Annotated in this window: 18 protein-coding genes; 15 read left to right on the forward strand and 3 right to left on the reverse strand. The window is 40.8% G+C overall.

Annotated elements, in window-relative coordinates:
• The first annotated feature begins 89 nt into the window (after positions 1 to 89).
• The 11 genes from pdxB to O7C57_RS08645 all read left to right on the forward strand — a co-directional run bounded on the left by pdxB (position 90) and on the right by O7C57_RS08645 (position 11,402).
• Complete coding sequence (gene pdxB / locus O7C57_RS08595; RefSeq protein ID WP_269723918.1) at positions 90 to 1,220, forward strand: 4-phosphoerythronate dehydrogenase PdxB; 1,131 nt, start codon at positions 90 to 92, stop codon at positions 1,218 to 1,220.
• 94 nt (positions 1,221 to 1,314) lie between these two features.
• Positions 1,315 to 2,325: an aspartate-semialdehyde dehydrogenase gene (locus O7C57_RS08600; protein ID WP_154624022.1), complete on the forward strand. Its 1,011-nt coding sequence runs from the start codon at positions 1,315 to 1,317 to the stop codon at positions 2,323 to 2,325.
• Complete coding sequence (gene truA, locus O7C57_RS08605) at positions 2,325 to 3,140, forward strand: tRNA pseudouridine(38-40) synthase TruA (RefSeq protein WP_269723919.1); 816 nt, start codon at positions 2,325 to 2,327, stop codon at positions 3,138 to 3,140. Before O7C57_RS08600 ends, truA begins: the two co-directional genes overlap by 1 nt.
• A gap of 47 nt (positions 3,141 to 3,187) precedes the next feature.
• Positions 3,188 to 3,874, forward strand: coding sequence for a DedA family protein (locus tag O7C57_RS08610; protein WP_269723920.1), 687 nt, complete (start codon positions 3,188 to 3,190; stop codon positions 3,872 to 3,874).
• A gap of 152 nt (positions 3,875 to 4,026) precedes the next feature.
• The gene (gene accD, locus O7C57_RS08615) at positions 4,027 to 5,010 is read left to right on the forward strand and encodes an acetyl-CoA carboxylase, carboxyltransferase subunit beta (protein ID WP_154624025.1); all 984 of its coding nucleotides are present in this window, start codon (positions 4,027 to 4,029) and stop codon (positions 5,008 to 5,010) included.
• Complete coding sequence (folC, locus tag O7C57_RS08620; RefSeq protein ID WP_195848178.1) at positions 5,003 to 6,292, forward strand: bifunctional tetrahydrofolate synthase/dihydrofolate synthase; 1,290 nt, start codon at positions 5,003 to 5,005, stop codon at positions 6,290 to 6,292. Before accD ends, folC begins: the two co-directional genes overlap by 8 nt.
• 5 nt (positions 6,293 to 6,297) lie before the next feature.
• Complete coding sequence (gene dedD / locus O7C57_RS08625; RefSeq protein ID WP_163861114.1) at positions 6,298 to 6,954, forward strand: cell division protein DedD; 657 nt, start codon at positions 6,298 to 6,300, stop codon at positions 6,952 to 6,954.
• A 179-nt stretch (positions 6,955 to 7,133) separates the two neighbouring features.
• On the forward strand, positions 7,134 to 7,637 hold the full coding sequence (cvpA, locus tag O7C57_RS08630; protein WP_154624027.1) for a colicin V production protein: 504 nt from the start codon (positions 7,134 to 7,136) through the stop codon (positions 7,635 to 7,637).
• A 14-nt stretch (positions 7,638 to 7,651) separates the two neighbouring features.
• Entirely contained in the window at positions 7,652 to 9,169 is a 1,518-nt protein-coding gene (gene purF, locus O7C57_RS08635; RefSeq protein ID WP_154635736.1) for an amidophosphoribosyltransferase, read from the forward strand.
• Between the two features lie 762 nt (positions 9,170 to 9,931).
• Entirely contained in the window at positions 9,932 to 10,756 is an 825-nt protein-coding gene (locus O7C57_RS08640) for a YwqG family protein (protein WP_163861116.1), read from the forward strand.
• 73 nt (positions 10,757 to 10,829) lie between these two features.
• Positions 10,830 to 11,402 (forward strand): UbiX family flavin prenyltransferase, encoded by a 573-nt coding sequence (locus O7C57_RS08645; protein ID WP_269723921.1) that lies wholly within the window; start codon positions 10,830 to 10,832, stop codon positions 11,400 to 11,402.
• A 112-nt stretch (positions 11,403 to 11,514) separates the two neighbouring features.
• Here O7C57_RS08645 and O7C57_RS08650 read toward each other — a convergent pair whose 3' ends face one another.
• Both O7C57_RS08650 and O7C57_RS08655 read right to left on the reverse strand, forming a co-directional pair.
• The gene (locus tag O7C57_RS08650; protein WP_163861118.1) at positions 11,515 to 12,249 is read right to left on the reverse strand and encodes a methyltransferase family protein; all 735 of its coding nucleotides are present in this window, start codon (positions 12,247 to 12,249) and stop codon (positions 11,515 to 11,517) included.
• A 275-nt stretch (positions 12,250 to 12,524) separates the two neighbouring features.
• Positions 12,525 to 13,427 (reverse strand): TIGR01777 family oxidoreductase, encoded by a 903-nt coding sequence (locus O7C57_RS08655; protein ID WP_269723922.1) that lies wholly within the window; start codon positions 13,425 to 13,427, stop codon positions 12,525 to 12,527.
• A gap of 297 nt (positions 13,428 to 13,724) precedes the next feature.
• Here O7C57_RS08655 and yfcD point away from each other — a divergent pair, with 297 nt between their 5' ends.
• From yfcD to O7C57_RS08675, 4 genes are all read left to right on the forward strand, one after another.
• Complete coding sequence (gene yfcD / locus O7C57_RS08660) at positions 13,725 to 14,267, forward strand: NUDIX hydrolase YfcD (protein WP_163861122.1); 543 nt, start codon at positions 13,725 to 13,727, stop codon at positions 14,265 to 14,267.
• Positions 14,268 to 14,482: 215 nt separating this feature from the next.
• Entirely contained in the window at positions 14,483 to 15,718 is a 1,236-nt protein-coding gene (locus O7C57_RS08665; protein WP_154622644.1) for a M24 family metallopeptidase, read from the forward strand.
• A gap of 18 nt (positions 15,719 to 15,736) precedes the next feature.
• Positions 15,737 to 15,934 carry a DUF3311 domain-containing protein gene (locus O7C57_RS08670; protein ID WP_154622643.1) on the forward strand — a complete coding sequence of 66 codons (198 nt, stop codon included), beginning with the start codon at positions 15,737 to 15,739 and terminating at the stop codon, positions 15,932 to 15,934.
• The gene (locus O7C57_RS08675; RefSeq protein ID WP_154622642.1) at positions 15,931 to 17,385 is read left to right on the forward strand and encodes a sodium:solute symporter family protein; all 1,455 of its coding nucleotides are present in this window, start codon (positions 15,931 to 15,933) and stop codon (positions 17,383 to 17,385) included. Before O7C57_RS08670 ends, O7C57_RS08675 begins: the two co-directional genes overlap by 4 nt.
• 169 nt (positions 17,386 to 17,554) lie before the next feature.
• On the opposite strand, the gene O7C57_RS08680 is transcribed toward O7C57_RS08675, so the two are convergent.
• Positions 17,555 to 18,655, reverse strand: coding sequence for a hypothetical protein (locus O7C57_RS08680; protein WP_163861124.1), 1,101 nt, complete (start codon positions 18,653 to 18,655; stop codon positions 17,555 to 17,557).
• Between the last annotated feature and the right edge of the window lie 12 nt (positions 18,656 to 18,667).

Consider the following 18,667-nt stretch of genomic DNA (forward strand, 5'->3'; position numbering starts at 1 on the left):
GTGGCAAAATACGCGGTCATAAAATGAAACAACCATAAAATAATTTGTTCGTTGAGAATGGTACGAATAAAGATATTGGGGCTAATTAAGTGAAAATTTTGGTTGATGAGAACATGCCATATGCTCAGCAGTTGTTTAGTAAGCTGGGTGAGGTTAAAGCTGTACCGGGTCGTCCAGTACCTGAAGCGGAATTGCTGGACGCGGATGCATTAATGGTTCGTTCGATTACAAAAGTGAATCGTGCGTTATTGAATGAAACGCCAGTAAAATTTGTTGGTACTGCCACGGCCGGTTTCGACCATGTCGACACGGCATGGCTTAATGAAGCCAATATCGCATTTTCGTCAGCACCGGGCTGTAATGCGATTGCGGTTGTGGAATATGTTTTTTCGGCACTGCTGATGTTAGCTGAGCGTGATCATTTTGATTTACGTGACAAAACGGTAGGAATTATTGGGGTCGGAAATGTTGGAGGTCGCCTAGCTCAGCGATTATCGGATTGGGGGGTCAAAACACTATTGTGTGATCCTCCCCGCGCGAGAAGTGGAGACACAGGAGACTTTTTACCTTTAGAAACCGTGTTGAATGAAGCAGATGTACTGACATTCCACACACCGCTGAATATGGATGGCGCCGATAAGACATACCATTTAATGGAGGCTCAGCGTTTATCTCATTTACGTGACGGCACCATTTTAATTAATGCTAGCCGTGGTGAAGTAGTTGATAATCAAGCCTTATTAGCTTTGTTAAAGCAAGGCAAAAAAATAAGTGTCGTGTTAGATGTATGGGAGCCTGAACCTAATCTGGATACAGAATTATTGCAGTGGGTTGACATCGGCACACCGCATATTGCCGGCTATACTCTTGAAGGTAAAGCCCGCGGTACCACGCAAGTCTATGAAGCTTATTGCCAATTTTTGGGGCAGCCGGATAGTATTGCACTGGCGTCGCTACTACCTATTCCTGAAATGAGTGCTATCACTTTTCAGGGTAAATTAACGCAAAGCCAACTCAAAAGGTTGGTGCATCTGGTGTATGATGTGCGTCGTGATGACGCAGCATTACGTGAAGTCGCCGCAATACCTGGTGAATTTGACAAGCTACGAAAACACTACCAAGAACGTCGTGAATGGTCATCTTTGGCAGTCAGTTGTGATGATCCACAAACGGTATCTCAATTAACCGCACTGGGTTTTAATGCACATTTGATTAAGTGATCTTCTTAAATATTACGAGAAAGGGGTATATTGCCTTTCATTTAATACGTATGGATGATTTCATTTAATAGTTATATTTTTTGGAGAAACAGCAATGACTGAAGGTTGGAATATTGCGTTATTAGGCGCCACCGGTGCTGTTGGTGAAGCTATTTTAGCACTATTACAAGAACGCGAATTTCCTGTTGGCGAATTACATCTGTTAGCGAGCGAACGAACGGCTGGGGAGAGCATTCGTTTTAATAGTAAAAGCTACAGGGTGCAAGATGCTGCCGATTTTGATTGGTCACAAGCTCAAATTGCTTTCTTTGTTGCTGGGGAAGAAGCGAGTTTGCGATATGCAGAGCTTGCTGCACAAGAAGGCTGTATTGTGATTGATGCGAGTGGTGTATTTGCACTTGAGCCAGATGTGCCGTTAGTGGTTCCCGGCGTCAATCCACATGTTCTTGCGGATTATCGCAACCGAAATATTATTTCGTTAGCAGATAGCTATGTCAGTCAATTATTAAGTGCGATCAAACCATTGATTGAGGCCGCAGGCCTTGGACGTATCACGTTAACTAACATGCTGTCTGTTTCTTCTTATGGTAAAGCGGCAGTGGATGAGTTGGCGGGACAAAGTGCACGTTTGTTAAATGGTATCCCAGCGGAAGAGGGGCGATTTAATAAACAATTAGCATTTAATATGCTGCCAATGCTGGCGGATACCGCAGGGAGTGTGCAACAAGAGCGCCGTTTGGTCGATCAAGTACGTAAAATTTTGCAAGATGAAGGGATCCCTGTTGCAGTGAGCTTTATCCAGTCTCCTGTATTCTATGGAAATGCACAGGTGGTATATCTGGAGACATTACGTCCGGTAGGTGTTGAAGAAGCTCAAGATGAACTTGAACGTTTTGAGGATATTCAGGTCTCAGAGGAGGGGGATTACCCGACTCAGGTGACTGAAGCTTCTGGTAATCATTACTTAAGCATTGGCTGTATCCGTAACGATTATGGTATGCCTGAAATTTTACAGTTTTGGTCTGTTGCCGATAATGTACGCTTTGGTGGTGCATTAATGGCCGTTGAAACCGCTGAAAAGCTGGCTCAGGAGCTGTTTTACTGATGTCAGATTCAACGCAGTTGTCTCGTATTGCATTAGGCATCGAATACAATGGCAGTCGTTATTATGGGTGGCAACGTCAACAAGAGGTAAAGAGCGTTCAAGTTTGCCTTGAAGAAGCGTTATCGAAAGTGGCGAACCATCCTATTCATGTATTTTGTGCAGGCCGTACAGATGCAGGTGTGCATGCAACGGGGCAAGTGGTGCATTTTGATTCACCTGTCATTCGCAAAGAAGCTGCTTGGACAATGGGGGTAAATACCCATTTGCCAGAGGATATTGCGGTTCGTTGGTGTCAGCCTGTTGATGACGAATTTCATGCAAGGTTTAGCGCGACGGCACGCCGCTACCGTTATGTGATTTTCAATCATCGTTATCGCCCTGCCATTTTATCGAGTGGAGTCACGCATTTTCACTATCCACTTGATGAAAAAAGAATGCATGAAGCGGCACAAGCTCTACTGGGAGAAAATGATTTTACGTCCTTTAGAGCAGTGCAGTGCCAATCACGAACCCCTTGGCGTAACGTGATGCATGTGCAAGTGACTCGCCACGGCAATTATGTTGTGGTGGATATTAAAGCAAATGCTTTTGTGCACCATATGGTCAGAAATATTGTGGGAAGTTTGCTGGAGATTGGTTGCGGAAATCAGGATATTAACTGGATGGCTGAATTGCTAGAACTTAAAGACAGAACAAAAGCCGCAGCAACTGCGAAGGCTGATGGTTTGTATTTAGTTGCAGTGGATTATCCTGAAAAATTTGCCTTGCCTCAAAATACCATGGGGCCGGTTTTCTTAGCAGACGAACTGATGTAAATCTAATTTTATACATAGCACGGATGCTATTCATAATGAGGGTTTTTATGGAGTTTATCAGTTTTATAATCGATTTTATTTTGCATATCGATGTCCATCTCGCTGAGTTAGTTGCTGAATATGGAACTTGGGTATACGGTATCTTATTTCTGATCTTATTTTGTGAAACGGGGTTAGTGGTAACACCATTCTTGCCTGGGGATTCACTACTCTTTGTCGCGGGGGCAATTTCTGCACTCGATAGCAACGATTTAAATGTTCATTTAATGGTCGCATTAATAATTACAGCAGCGATTATTGGTGATGCGGTTAATTACACGATTGGACGAATTTTCGGCGAAAAATTGTTTAAGAACCCTGATTCGAAAATTTTCCGACGTGTTTATTTAGAAAAAACACATGCTTTTTATGAAAAGCATGGTGGTAAAGCCATTATTTTAGCGCGCTTTGTGCCTATTGTTCGAACGTTTGCACCATTTGTTGCGGGAATGGGAAAAATGTCTTATCGTCATTTTGCCTTTTATAATGTGACAGGTGCGTTATTATGGGTATTATCATTCACTTATGCAGGTTATCTGTTTGGTGACTTACCCTTCGTACAACAGAATTTGAAATTATTGATAGTGGCTATTATCTTTATCTCAATTCTTCCGGGGGTGATTGAAGTGATTCGTCATCGCCGTAAAGCGGCAAAAGAAAAACGTGTAACTGCACAAAAAGATGGTAATCCATAACGGATTAAAAAGTTTTTATCCACAGTGAAGTTTCATTGTGGTTTAATGGCACAAAATAACATACTGGCGTTTTACCTGAAGGGATTGAGTAATCTTTACGACAGTCACCCTGACGGAATAGCCAGAAATCAATCAGACGAAAAGGTCCATTAATGAGCTGGATTGAAAAAATATTAAAAAAAGGTAACTTGACCCAATCAAACAAAGTCAACATCCCAGAGGGTGTTTGGACTAAATGTGATAGCTGTGGGCAAGTCCTGTATGGGGCGGAACTCGAGCGTAATCTACAAGTGTGCCCTAAATGCGATCATCACATGCGTATTCATGCACGCCAGCGTCTTGAAACCTTCCTCGATGAAAATTCGACCACAGAATTAGGTAGTGAACTTGAACCAAAAGACGTTCTTAAGTTCCGTGATTCAAAAAAATATAAAGATAGGCTGTCGGCGGCTCAAAAAGAGACCGGTGAAAAAGATGCTATCGTTGTGATGAAAGGAACGTTAAAAGATATGCCAATCGTTGCGGCTGCTTTTGAATTTTCCTTTATGGGTGGATCTATGGCTTCCGTTGTAGGTGCACGTTTTGTTCGTGCCGTTGAACAAGCCCTAGAAGATAATTGCCCATTAGTTTGTTTTTCATCGAGTGGCGGTGCGCGTATGCAAGAAGCACTGTTATCACTGATGCAAATGGCAAAAACCAGCGCCGCTTTAGCCAAAATGCAAGAGCGTGGTTTGCCTTATATTTCAGTGTTAACTGACCCGACTATGGGCGGCGTTTCAGCCAGTTTAGCGATGCTTGGTGATATCAATGTCGCAGAACCTAAAGCGCTGATTGGTTTTGCCGGCCCGCGTGTCATTGAACAGACTGTTCGTGAGAAATTGCCTCAAGGCTTCCAACGTAGTGAATTCTTGTTAGAGAAAGGGGCGATCGACATGATTGTTCGTCGTCCTGAAATGCGTGACACATTAGCAGATGTGCTCGCTATGTTAACCAACAAACCAAGCTTTAACACCTCTGACGTTTCTTTGGTCGTTGAAGAAAAGGATGTGAAAATCGATATCGTTAATGACGATGTTGTCATCGATGCTCCTGAGCAAGTAAAGGACTCTGCTAAGCATAAAAAAGATGATGAATAATCCATTTTCAATACCTAATGCCGAGTCTCCATTGGAGGCTTGGCTTTCTTATCAAGAAAACTTGCACAGTCAAAATATCGATATGGGGCTGGAGCGAGTTGGAAAAATCGCTCGTAAAATGGCATTAACGCAACCAGCCCCCCGCGTTATCACCGTCACCGGTACCAACGGAAAAGGAACGACTTGCCATACGCTTGAATCTATCTTGATGGCAGCAGGCCTGAAAGTTGGGGTCTACAGTTCACCACATCTTGTTCGCTATACTGAGAGGGTACGTATTCAAGGTGCAGAGCTGTCGGAGGCTGATTTTTGCCGCGCATTTGCAGATATTGAAGCCGCCCGAGGCGATACCTCAATAACTTACTTCGAATACGGCACGTTAGCTGCTCTGAAACTATTTAAACAGGCTGCTTTAGATGTTGTGATTTTGGAAGTGGGTTTAGGTGGGCGATTAGATGCAACGAATGTTGTGGATGCAGACGTAACCGCAATCACCAGTATTGCTCTTGACCACACGGATTGGCTGGGATCAGACCGAGAACATATTGGTCATGAAAAAGCCGGTATCTTTCGTGGTGGCCGTTATGGCGTGGTTGGCGAACCGGATATGCCTCAATCTATCGGTGAATATGCGGATAAAATAGGAACTCTTCTGTTTCGTCGCGGCAAAGACTGGTCCTTCGAACAGCAAAATAACAGCTGGTCATGGCACAGTCATCAATGCCAGTGGTCGAATTTACCTGTGCCTAATGTACCGCTAGCGAATGCAGCAACGGCATTAGGGGTTATCTGCTGCTTGAAAGAGATTGATCGCACACTGGCCGATAAAATTACCGACCAAGCAATACATGAAGGGTTGAAATCAGCACAGCTGCCTGGGCGTTTTCAGATAATTAATGAAAAACCCTTGATGATTTTGGATGTTGCACACAACCCGCATGCGGCAGGTTATCTGGTTACGCGTTTAGCACAGTTACCCACCGTGCCAGGGCGTAGGGTGAGAGCGGTCATCGGTATGCTTGGCGATAAAGATATTCAAGGCACATTAGCGTGTTTATCTGAGCAAGTGACAGATTGGTATGTGGCACCGCTGACGGAGTTTCGTGGAGCCCCTGCATCACAGTTGAGCCAGTATCTTGAATCTCCACAGGTGTTTGATTCTGTTGATGATGCATGGGCGAAAGCTTGTCTTGATGCGACGGATGAGGATGTCATTATTGTTTGTGGTTCGTTTCATACTGTCGCACATGTGATGATGTTGTTAGAAAAAGCAAAAGGATAGAGTCAGTGGCAAGTAAATTTCAGAATCGTCTTGTCGGTGCCATTGTATTAGTGGCGGCGGGGATCATTGTATTACCGGCGTTACTGGATGGTGATAAGAAATATAATGAAAATGAATTTGCGGCCATTCCTATTATACCGAAACCGGGTGATGAGCAGGATATTGAAGCCATTGCACCACTGACACAAAATGCCGCATCTGGAGAAGCATCGGAAGCGATGTTGTCAGAAGCGCTGTCTGAGCAAAGGCAGGAGCAACAACAAAGTCAATCAGCTTCCACAGCTCAAGACGTGCCGGCTATTCCTGCTGAGCAGCCAATAAAGGTGGAGCCAAAGCCTGAGCCGAAACCAACGCCGAAACCTGAAGTTAAACCAGAACCTAAGCCAAAACCGGAGCCTAAACCTGAAGTTCAGGCACCGCAAGGTAAAGCGTTTGTGGTACAACTGGGTGCGTTGAAAAATTCTGCAAAAGTGGAGGAAATTGTCGCTAAATTAAGATTGTCAGGATATCAGGTTTATACGGTACCTTCTCGACCTGTTAATGGGCAATTGACACGGATCTTTGTTGGACCAGAAGCATCAAGGCAGCGTTTAGAAAGTGCTTTACCTGAATTGAGGTCAATAACCGGTTTACAAGGTGAGATTAGGGCTTTTAAACCATGATGCTTAAATAGGAATATCATAAAAAGCTTGAGCTTTTAATCAATTACAGCGGCGAAGAAGAATTTTTCTTTTCGCCGTTGGTTTTTTTAAATTGTATGTAAATTGGTTACGCAAACGTTTTCGTTTTCTGTTAGAATGCACTCCAGCCACTGCCGTGGGTGCGAATTTTGGAATAAGATATGGTCTGGTTAGATTACGCAATTATTGCCATCATTGGCTTCTCGGCACTGGTAAGCCTGATCCGTGGGTTTGTTCGAGAGGCGTTATCGCTGGTTACATGGGGCTGTGCATTTTTTGTTGCGAGTACTTTTTATCCTTATTTGGCGGAATATTTTACACGCTTTGAGGATGTACTCGTGAGAAATGGCATCGCTATCGCTGCCTTGTTTATTGCGACATTAATTGTCGGGGCAGTAGTTAACTATGTAATTAGTTCTCTAGTTCAAAAAACTGGCTTATCGGGTACAGATCGTGTTCTGGGGATCTGCTTCGGGGCGTTGCGTGGGGTATTGATTGTATCGGCATTACTCTTTTTTCTCGATACTTTTACACCTTTACCTCAAAGTGAGGATTGGCAACGTTCAGAACTTATTCCGCAGTTCAGTCATATAATCAGGTGGTTTTTTGACTACCTGCAAAATGCGTCAAGTTTCCTACCGGAGAATATTTCTCCGTCTGGCTGATGAGGAAAGACTAAATGTGCGGTATTGTCGGTATCGCCGGTGTAACACCGGTCAACCAATCAATTTATGATGCTTTAACGGTGTTACAGCACCGTGGGCAAGATGCAGCAGGGATTGCTACCATTGATGGCAAAAATAATATTCGTTTACGTAAAGCGAATGGCCTCGTAAAAGATGTTTTTGAAACGCGGCATATGCTTCGACTACAAGGTTGTATGGGTATTGGTCATGTACGTTATCCAACCGCAGGAAGCTCGAGCGCATCGGAAGCACAGCCCTTCTATGTGAACTCGCCTTTTGGTATCACCCTTGCTCATAATGGTAATCTGACAAATGCGCATGAACTTACGCGCCGTTTATTTGAAACCGCTCGTCGCCATGTTAACACCACCTCAGATTCTGAGATCCTATTGAATATCTTGGCTTATGAATTGGATCGCTTCGATCATTTTCCATTGGAGCCAGATAATGTTTTCACTGCGGTTGCAGAGATGCATAAAAGATTACGTGGGGCATACGCTTGTGTTGCACTGATTATTGGCCATGGGATGCTAGCGTTTCGTGACCCTTATGGTATCCGCCCATTGGTCTTAGGACGTCGCGTATTAGAAAATGGCGCGCAAGAGTACATGGTTGCTTCAGAAAGTGTTGCTCTTGATACGTTAGGCTTTGAATTCTTACGTGATGTAGCACCTGGTGAAGCGGTTTATGTGACAGAACAAGGGCAATTGTATACGCGCCAATGTGCAGAAAATCCTCAATTAACCCCCTGCTTATTTGAGTATGTCTACTTTGCTCGCCCAGATTCATTTATCGATAAAATATCGGTTTATAATGCTAGGTTACGCATGGGGCAAAAGCTTGGCGCGAAAATTGCGCGTGAGTGGGAAGATTTGCAAATTGATGTCGTCATCCCAATTCCTGAAACATCTTGTGATATTGCCTTAGAAATCGCTCATATCCTAGATAAGCCATACCGCCAAGGTTTTGTGAAAAACCGTTATGTTGGTCGTACTTTTATCATGCCAGGTCAGCAAGAGCGCCGTAAATCAGTTCGTCGTAAACTGAATGCAAATCGTGCTGAATTTCGTGATAAAAACGTATTATTAGTTGATGACTCAATCGTTCGTGGTACGACTTCCGAGCAAATTGTTGAACTCGCACGTGAGGCAGGTGCAAAAAATGTTTATTTTGCCTCTGCGGCGCCAGAAGTTCGTTTCCCAAATGTGTATGGTATTGATATGCCAAATGCAAATGAGTTAATTGCTCATGGTCGTGAAGTTGATGAGATCCGTAAATTAATTGGTGCTGATGGGTTAATTTTCCAAGATCTTAGCGACCTTATTGCTGCTGTTCGTGAAGAAAATCCGGAAATCAATGAATTTGAATGTTCAGTGTTTGATGGTATTTATGTCACAAAAGATATCGATCAAAGCTACTTAGATTATCTTGAGAATCTACGTAAAGATGACGAGTTAAAAATTAAAGATCAAAACGAAATTGAAAATTTAGAAATTTACAACGAAGGTTAATTATTTCTAGGTTAATAAGAAACCAGCCGATTGTATTATGGCTGGTTTTTTTATGAGAAAAATCATAGTGTCAACATTTGGTCAGTGGTATTACCCGTGTTTAAATAACTCAGTAAACAACATGAATAAACAAAGGCAGTGCCATGTTCTCATTCATAAATGCCAGCGAGAAATCTGCTGAACACCATTTAGCTTGTGCCTTCTGTTTCAACGGGTCGGTAATGATCCTCCAAGGGTGAATTGATACACGGCTTGCCTAAGGGGAACGGCCTGACGCGAAAGCGATGCTCAAAGGTCAAGAGGCTAGCTGTATGTAGAGGCACAGTGCAAGAAAAACATAAATACTCCCCGTATTGCCTGCTACAGAAGCGAGAATCATTCCCTCTAATAAAGTCGAGGAGGGAATATAATGGCAATGAGTGATGGACCTACTTAAACCAATGATTAAGCCCCTTAAATCAGCTCAAGAGTATGACGATAATGGGGAGCCATCCTTGATAAATAGCGGACTCAACAGATGCACCACTGGGCTGTAATGCTATAAACATTAATAACCGATCAGTCAAAGTCAGAATATTAAATCAAAAGAAAACACATTGGCTTCCGAAGGATGGAGTGCTGAATATGGTTGTTCGCGTGAAAAATAATGTGTTGTTGCAACCGATAAGTTAATCACGATTAAGATTTCCAGTTATATCCGATGGAGGCTTTGGCGAGATGGGGTATTTTAATCGAATTACTTATGTGTTTAAGGAACTCTTCATGACGGATTTAACCGCCTTACCAGATGTATTAAAACCTTTTTTAGATAATATTACCGCGACAAAAAAGCCGACATTGGATATGTCTTTAACGTCAGTCGAGAATCCCATTTTATGGGAAAGTCGTATCGGCGGAGTACCTTATTTGCCTGTAGGCACAGATTTTCCCGTTGATAGTCATGGCGTTCCTCTAAAGCTGTTAGCGCAAATCAACTTTGCACAAATACCTCCACTTGAACACTACCCAAAAACAGGGCTGTTGCAGTTTTTTATTGGTGGTGATGACTTGTATGGTGCAGACTTTGATGATCTACAAGCTCAAAAAGATTTTCGCGTTATCTATTGGGAAAATATCATTGAAGACGCTTCACAACTGCAACAAGACTTTTCTGCAATTGAATCGGCTTATAACGATGAGTATTACTCACCGATTGAAGGGCAATTTAGTATCGAATTTACGCCATCTACGCAATATATAAGTTCGGAAGATTTTCAGTTTGGCCGCAAAGTGTTAGGTGTTGATAATCTATATGATTATGAAGAGCAGTTTGCAGGTGAAGATTTTTACGATGAATGGTTAGAGCCATATAATGAATACTTTGGCGCTAACGGCCATCGCCTTGGGGGTTACCCATTTTTTACTCAAACCGACCCAAGGGAATATCGTGAAGAAATTCAAGATTATGTCCTATTACTGCAAATAGACAGTGATTATGAGACCGGCATTCTGTGGGGAGATATCGGTGTCGGTAACTTCTTTATTCATCCGGATGATTTAAAAAATAAAGATTTCAGTAAAGTGGTATATAACTGGGATTGTGGTTGATAGATTTAGAGGTTTTTCGTTGCGATAATTGCTACTATTAGCATGGATAAACATGAATCGTACGGGGAGCAGGATGAAGAAGCTAATCATTGGATTGACAGGGGCAAGTGGTGCAATTTATGGCGTTAGGCTATTAGAGGCGCTAAAACCTGTTAAAAATGTGGAAACACATTTAGTGATGAGTGCTGCTGCCCGCCAAACATTATCACTAGAAACTCGCTATACAGTCAAAGAGGTTCAACAACTGGCTGACCATAATTACGATAGCCGCGATATTGCCGCGGCGATTTCATCGGGCTCTTTTCGTACAGCAGGTATGGTGATTATGCCATGTACCATGAAAACACTTTCAGGTATTGTTCATAGCTATACTGATACGCTAGTGACACGAGCTGCCGATGTCGTATTAAAAGAAGGTAAAAAGTTAGTATTAGGCGTTCGTGAAACGCCGTTACATTTAGGGCATTTACGACTACTGGTTCAAGCTGCTGAAATGGGGGCGGTGATCATGCCTCCAATGCCCGCTTTTTATCATCAACCGCAAACGATTCTTGATATTGTAGACCAAACGGTTAATCGCATTCTTGATCAATTTGATATTGAATTAGAACAAGAGCTCTTTACCCGTTGGCAAGGCGCAAAATAATCACTAAAGCTTATTGAGGTTGATATTTCATCAATAAGCTTCATTATCATGTTGAGCGATGATGCTAGTGATAGGCTTATTTATAGCATCATTAAATTCATATTGTTCAAGTTTATTTATAGTGATTTTTCGATAATTTGGGAATGATTTTGGGGACTTTTTTTAGATATTCGTGATATTCCTTACCTAAGGTTTCTTTTAAATCAATTTCTTCTAGATAAATACCCCAAAAAATATAAATCGTCATGCCGATATTAAATAGTAATCGTCCACTCGTCATATCTGGCGTGAACCAAAAGGCGATTAAAAAGCCAGTCATCATAGGATGGCGTGTTAATTTATAAAACCCTCTCATTTGAAATGGGATGTGGGTATATGCTTTATTTTTCCATTGTAACCATGATTGGCGTAAGCCATATAAATCAGTATGACTGACCATAAAGGTTGAAGCAATACAGATTATCCAGCCTAGGCCTCCGATAATATTTAATAGGATTGCGCCCATGCTATGACTAGGTAACTGCCATAATTTTCCTGGAAGAGGCTGCCAATATATGGCTAACAAAATCAGAACGACACCCGAAACAAACACATAAGTATTACGTTCAATGGCAGGTGAGCAAGGGTAACGTTGTTTGAATTTTAATCTGGCGGGTATGGAGTGCGATAAAGCAAATAATATCATTAAACCAATATTTATTAACCAAGGCATAATACCTGATATACTGTCATTACTCATCATATTATGAATGCCAATATTCGTTAACAATAGAAATAAAAAGCCAATGCCAATTAAAAATAAGAGATAGCTGACAACACTGTAAATTAAAATAAGTAATCTTTTCATATCAATTACCACCCGTGTAGTTAGGTAATAGTTCAATGTTCAAAAATATATATAGACGAATATTAAAAAAATAAAAGGTATATGGCTGATAATCACAATGATTAATTAATAAGGTGATTGTTTTATTTATTTATTGTTTTTATGCGATTTTAGACTTGTTTAATCCTACGGCGTAAGATAATAAGAAGAAAAGCCAGTGAAAGCTTGGCAAAATAACATGTTGTCATAACATGAGAAAATAAACTAAGCCATAAACTCAGTTATGGCTCTTTCATTTATTGGTTTTTAAATAGGTCTTCTAAAGCAATTTTTAATTCAATATATTCAAACTGAAAACCCGCCTCTTCTAAGCGTTTAGGGATTGCTTGTTGGCCACCTAGAACGAGTGCAGCAGCTTCACCGAGAATGGCTTTAATCGCGAATGCGGGAGTGCGGACAAAAGCAGGACGATTAATGACCTCACCTAAGATTGCCGCAAATTGGTCATTGTGCACAGGGTAGGGGGCGGTCATATTAAATGGTCCTGATAATGTTTTATTATCAAGTAAGAAACAGATAGCATTTACCATATCATTGATATGAATCCATGGCATAAATTGTTTACCATGGCCAATTGGCCCGCCAGCACCCATCTTGAATATAGGGAGCACTTTCGCAAGCGCGCCACCTTTTAGTGAAAGGACAATACCGGTACGCAGCAGGCAAACACGGGTGGAATCCGATTGTGCGTTTTGTGCCAGTGCTTCCCAATGCTGACATAAATAATGAGTGAACTCATCATGTGGTTGCTCTGATTCATCGACAACGACTTGGTCTTGGTCGCCATAATAACCAACAGCGGATCCCGATAAAAAAGTATGGGGGGGTGTATCGCTTGCAGCGATTAATTCTGTTAAACGCTGTGTGATTTTCCATCGGCTATCGCATAATAGCTTTTTCTGTTCCTCACTCCAGCGTTTTTCCGCAATAGGTTCCCCTGCTAAGTTAATAACAGCATCGAATTCATTCAGATTCGTTTTATCTTGCAATGAAGTCCAACACTCGACAGCCTTGCAAAAATGGCTATAGACTTTTTGCGGAGAACGACTTAATACAGTCACCTCGTCTGAACGCGCGACAAGCCGTTGAACCAAAGGGGTACCTATCAGTCCTGTACCACCAGTAATCAGTATCCGCATAATCGCCTCCTGTGAAAAGTTGGATGAGTTAAATAAGGCTCATTTGAGCTAACTATAGCAGCAACTCAGCGATTTTGCTGAGACTGTGTTTTATTTTCTTAAAATAGGTGGTTGTATAGAGAAATAACCGACGATTAAAACCGCCAAGTTGTGATTGTCATACTCAAATTTGCTTGCTATGGCTTGCAAGCTGATCGCGAAAAGAATACCTTGTAACAGGCTGTTCGCTTGACCGATTTCAGCAATAATTCTATGGCATAAAAACTGTGTTAACAGATTGATAAAAAGGTTTTAAGGATGGATGAACAAACCGAGGTGGTTGAGTGGGTTGATATTGTTGATGAAAACAATGAAGTGATCGCCCAAGCTACACGTAGGCAGATGCGAGCAGAAAACTTGCGTCACCGTGCTACTTATATTGTTGTCCACGATGGAATGGGCAGAATTTTGGTACAACGACGTACCAGTATAAAAGATTTCTATCCAGACTATTTAGATGCCACTGCCGGTGGTGTTGTCACTCAAGGTGAAAATATTCTTGATTCTGCTAAACGTGAAGCGGAAGAAGAACTCGGGATTGCAGGTGTTCCTTTTGCTGAGCATGGCTTATTTTATTATGAAGGGGAAAACTGCCGTATATGGGGTGGTTTATTTAGCTGTGTTAGCCATGGGCCATTTGCACTGCAAGAGTCGGAAGTTGCAGAAGTCAGTTGGTTAACACCTGATGAAATTAGTGCTCGCTGCGATGAATTTACGCCTGACTCGTTAAAAGCGTTGTCATTATGGCTAACACGTAATAATGAGTTTGATAAAGCTATTTCATGTTCTGATCAGTCATAGTGACATATAGACTAAATGGAAAGGATAACCTTTTAATCCTTTCCTTGGCTCGCCTTCATACTATTCCGCTTTATAGGTTTACTTATACTATATTATAATAATTAGTTATAACTAATAAGGGTTTTAATTGCTATATTTATGCACCCGCAGGGTTGTACCTTCCCGCAGATAAATTCTTGGTACTCATCTTGAGACATCACCCGAGAGAATAAATAATGACATTTCATAAAGATGTATCTTCTTTAAAACAACAACACCTAGAGAATGTAACGAATAATGCCCGCAAAATTATGGAACGAGAGGGGATTGAAGCGCTCGTTGCGACAGTAAGCGATAACTTTTATCACCTAACAGGTTTTGCAAGCTTCTTTATGTATACCTTTAGGCAGACGGGGTCCGCTATCGCCGTTATTTTTCGCGACCCATCGATTAAATCGCTTGTGATCATGAATGAGTTTGAAGCGGCTAATTTACAGCTGGAAATGCCAAATGCACAAATGCATACATTTCCAATATGGGTCGATGTCGATGACCCCTATAATCCCGACAATGGAAAAGTCATTAAACAAAGACCAATAAACAGCCCAATCGAAACTATCTTCACTCTTTTGAAAGATGCATTAGCGGAAGCGGGTGTTTATGGAAAACCTGTAGCGATTGAACTAAACCAAATTACTCACATGGGTAAAGTATGGTTGGATAAAGTGATCCCAGGGTTAAATCTAGTCGATTCAGCTCCACTATTTAATGAATTACGCGTGATTAAGAGCGAATGGGAAATCTCACATTTAAGAAAAAGTGCACAGATTACAGAAGCAGGCATTCAAGCTGCTAGTGAGCTTATTAAAGTGGGGTGTACCTCAGCGGAATTAACGGCCGCTTTTAAAGCCAAAGTGATGGAATTTCCAGAAACTAATTATAGTCGATTTAACTTAATTTCTGTCGGCAGTGATTTCTCTCCTAAGATGTTGCCTGAAAATATACCCGCTAAAGAGGGTGACTTAATTAAGTTTGATTGTGGCGTCGATGTTGCGGGCTATGGTGCGGATATCGCTAGAACATTCGTGGTTGGTCAAGCCAATGAGAAGGTTCAAGAAATTTATCAAACCATACATAAAGGCCATGAGTACATGCTAAGTCGCGTTGCACCGGGTGTCCGGCTAAGTGATGTCTTTAATGAAACGATGGCTCTCATTCGTTGCTCTGGATTGCCACACTATAACCGTGGTCATTTGGGGCACGGTGATGGGGTGTTTGTTGGTTTAGAGGAAGCTCCCTTTGTGAGCGCAGCAACGACGGATGTATTCCAAAGTGGAATGGTGATGAGCCTTGAAACGCCATACTACGGAATAGGTATTGGCGGCATTATGATTGAAGATATGCTACTGATTACCGATGATGGTGTTGAAATGTTTAGCCATTTATCTCGTGATTTAATTTCGCGCGGCTAATCAATAAGGAATCTATTCATGAAATGGTATCACTTTTTGGTTATTTTCCCATTATTAGCGCTGACCGTTGGTATTTATTATGCCAATCGGGTTGAGCCTTTTGTGATGGGACTGCCTTTTTTAATGTTTTGGATAGTCATTTGGGTGGTTATTAGCGCATTAATTATGTTGCTAATTAATGTGTTGGATGCAAAAGACACTAAGGAAAAACAATGAGCTCAGCATTAATTGTTATTACGCTGTTTTTCCTATTGAGTATTTATTTGGCCTTAAGGGCGAAAAAAGGCAAGACTATGGATCACGAGGGGTGGTCTGTAGGTGGGCGTAGTTATGGCGCTTTATTAGTCTTTTTACTCAGCGCTGGAGAGATTTACACCACTTTCACCTTTTTAGGTGGGAGTGGTTGGGCATACGGTAAAGGACCTGCAATATTATATACCTTAGCTGTGAATGCTTTTATGGGAATATTTTTATATTGGGTTCACCCGCGTGTATGGCGTTTTGCGAAACAAAATGATGTTCGAACTATCTCTGATTTCTTTGGGGCTAAATATCAGAGCCAAGGCCTAGCATTATTGATTAGCTTAATTTCCATTGCCGCAATGGTTCCTCTTTTTGTATTACAGCTTAAAGGGCTTGGCATTATTGTTTCTCAAGCCTCTTATGGCGCAATTCCGGCAGATATGGCGATTTGGATCGGGATCATCGCTGTGACATTATTTGTGATGATATCGGGAATTCATGGTTCAGCATGGACATCAGCCTTAAAAGATTTGATGATTTTAATTGTTGTACTATTTATTGGTATTTATATCCCATTGCATTACTACGGTAGCTTTGGTGATATGTTTCGTGCAATTGATACAGCAAGCCCCGGTTTTCTGACTTTCTCAGATGAAGGCCTCAATATCCCGTGGTATATTTCAACGATCTTCTTATCTGTGGTGGCTTATTTTTGTTGGCCGCACTATATGGCCGCTGTATTTACCGCTAAAGATGAAAAATCATTAAAACGTAATAGTATTTTAATTCCGGCATACAGTCTGATCATGCTATTCGCTTTTTTTGTCGGTTATGCAGCGATATTACAAATACCGCACCTTGATGGTTCAATGGTTGATTTGTCTTTATTCGAGATCTCTAAATCGACATTCTCACCTATTATTGTTGGCTTTATTGGGGCAGCAGGTATGTTAACTGCCTTAGTGCCAGGTTCAATGTTATTGTTGACGACATCAAATATGTTAGCAGGTGTTGTACAAAAAGCATTGAATGTGAGTGAAGAAAAACGTCAATCAGGTATTTATGCACGGTTTATGGTACCGTTGGTTGCATTAGTTAGCTTGTATTTTATTTTCCACAGTAATGACACCTTAGTGGCTATCATGCTGTTAGGGGTTAATATAGTTGCGCAATTCTTCCCTGCATTATTGATGAGCTTTAGGAAAAATAACCCAATGACGGCGGTAGGCGCTATTGCGGGAATCATCGCGGGTGTTATTTTCCTTGCAGTAACCTATATTGAGCATATTTCATTATCACAACTGTTTCCTTGGTTAGGGAAAGGGTTTGAATTTATGAATATCGGTATTGCTGCCTTTATATTGAACATTATTGTTGCCACTATTGTATCGTTAGCCGTGGGTAAAAAACACAAAGCCGCTTAAAGGTTAGAATCGATAGAGCAAACATGTTTGCTCTATCGCTAATGTTATATTCTCAAACGTATTGGAAACGGTTTTTTATTTAAATCGCGATGACAAGGTTACGCTTAGCACTCACTGGTTAAGCTGTTTCTTATTTTTTAACATAGCGTTCTTCACGGGGCATTTGCCATTAATTGGCTATCAAGCTTTTTTCTACTCTAGGCGCTTGAATATCATCGAATGTTTTATCTGCCACTAATGAGCTGGATAAACTGACGGCATTCTCCCCATCTAATGTCATAAATGAATAAGATTTATTATGAAAAAACTTATCTAAAAACTTAAAAAAGTGCTGTTTATTCGTGGTTTTGAAGAGACCTTCATTAGGTTCAAAAAATTCAAAGAGGGGATTGCCATTGTTGTATTTAACGACTATTCCCATAGAGTGGGTATTACTACTCATATTTCCAATAATATTTTTTTTATTTTCCAGACAGTGGTCAATGTGTTTTTTTAAACTTTTTGAGGTGAATTTTATATTATCATCAATAAGTTCAATTGAATCGTAATTTATGCTATTAAGGTTTTCAGCTTGCATGAATCTATTTTTTGTAAGGTCTAGGTAATAATTCTTTATTAAAGAAAAAAACATAAAAAACAAACCGGTATCTATCTCATTTCTCTCATTGAAACAAAAGTCTTGGACATTCTTAACTAACTGATAATATTTATTATTATCTACTTTATCATCAGTAGGGTTAAGAGTATCTTGATAAAGTTTATTAGTGAACTCATATAGTTCAAAATATGCCTCTGCTTCATCTTCCTTAACTGACGATATATTGATCTTAAATAATCTATTGATGTACTCATGAACACTCTCATGTGAGTGTTTTCTTGACCTGTTGAATTCAGAGATAATATTATTGATAAAATAAGCTATTTGGTAGTGCTTCTGAATATTGTAAGCTTTATTGAAATTTTGGTTTAATACCGCTTTGCTATGTTTTTTTAACGATTTGTAATAGGACGGCCTTAAGTAATTAAGTGGGTTTTTCTGCGTGATATTTTTATAGGCTTTATAGGTTTCTGTGATGTACGTTTCTTCTTGTCCTGCATGAGCATAATATAAAAATGCATTCGTTAATCCGTAACATATGCCTTTTTTGAAGCTATTCACGTTATTAACTCCCACTATTTTTCTAGTGAAAATATTTTTATGCGTATCTTTGTAATAATCGATAATATTAGCTTGATCAAATTTTATTGGGTATGCGGTAGCACCTAACATATCAATCTCCAT

Source organism: Providencia sp. 21OH12SH02B-Prov, assembly GCF_027362595.1.
In the GTDB taxonomy this organism is placed as follows: domain Bacteria; phylum Pseudomonadota; class Gammaproteobacteria; order Enterobacterales; family Enterobacteriaceae; genus Providencia; species Providencia zhejiangensis.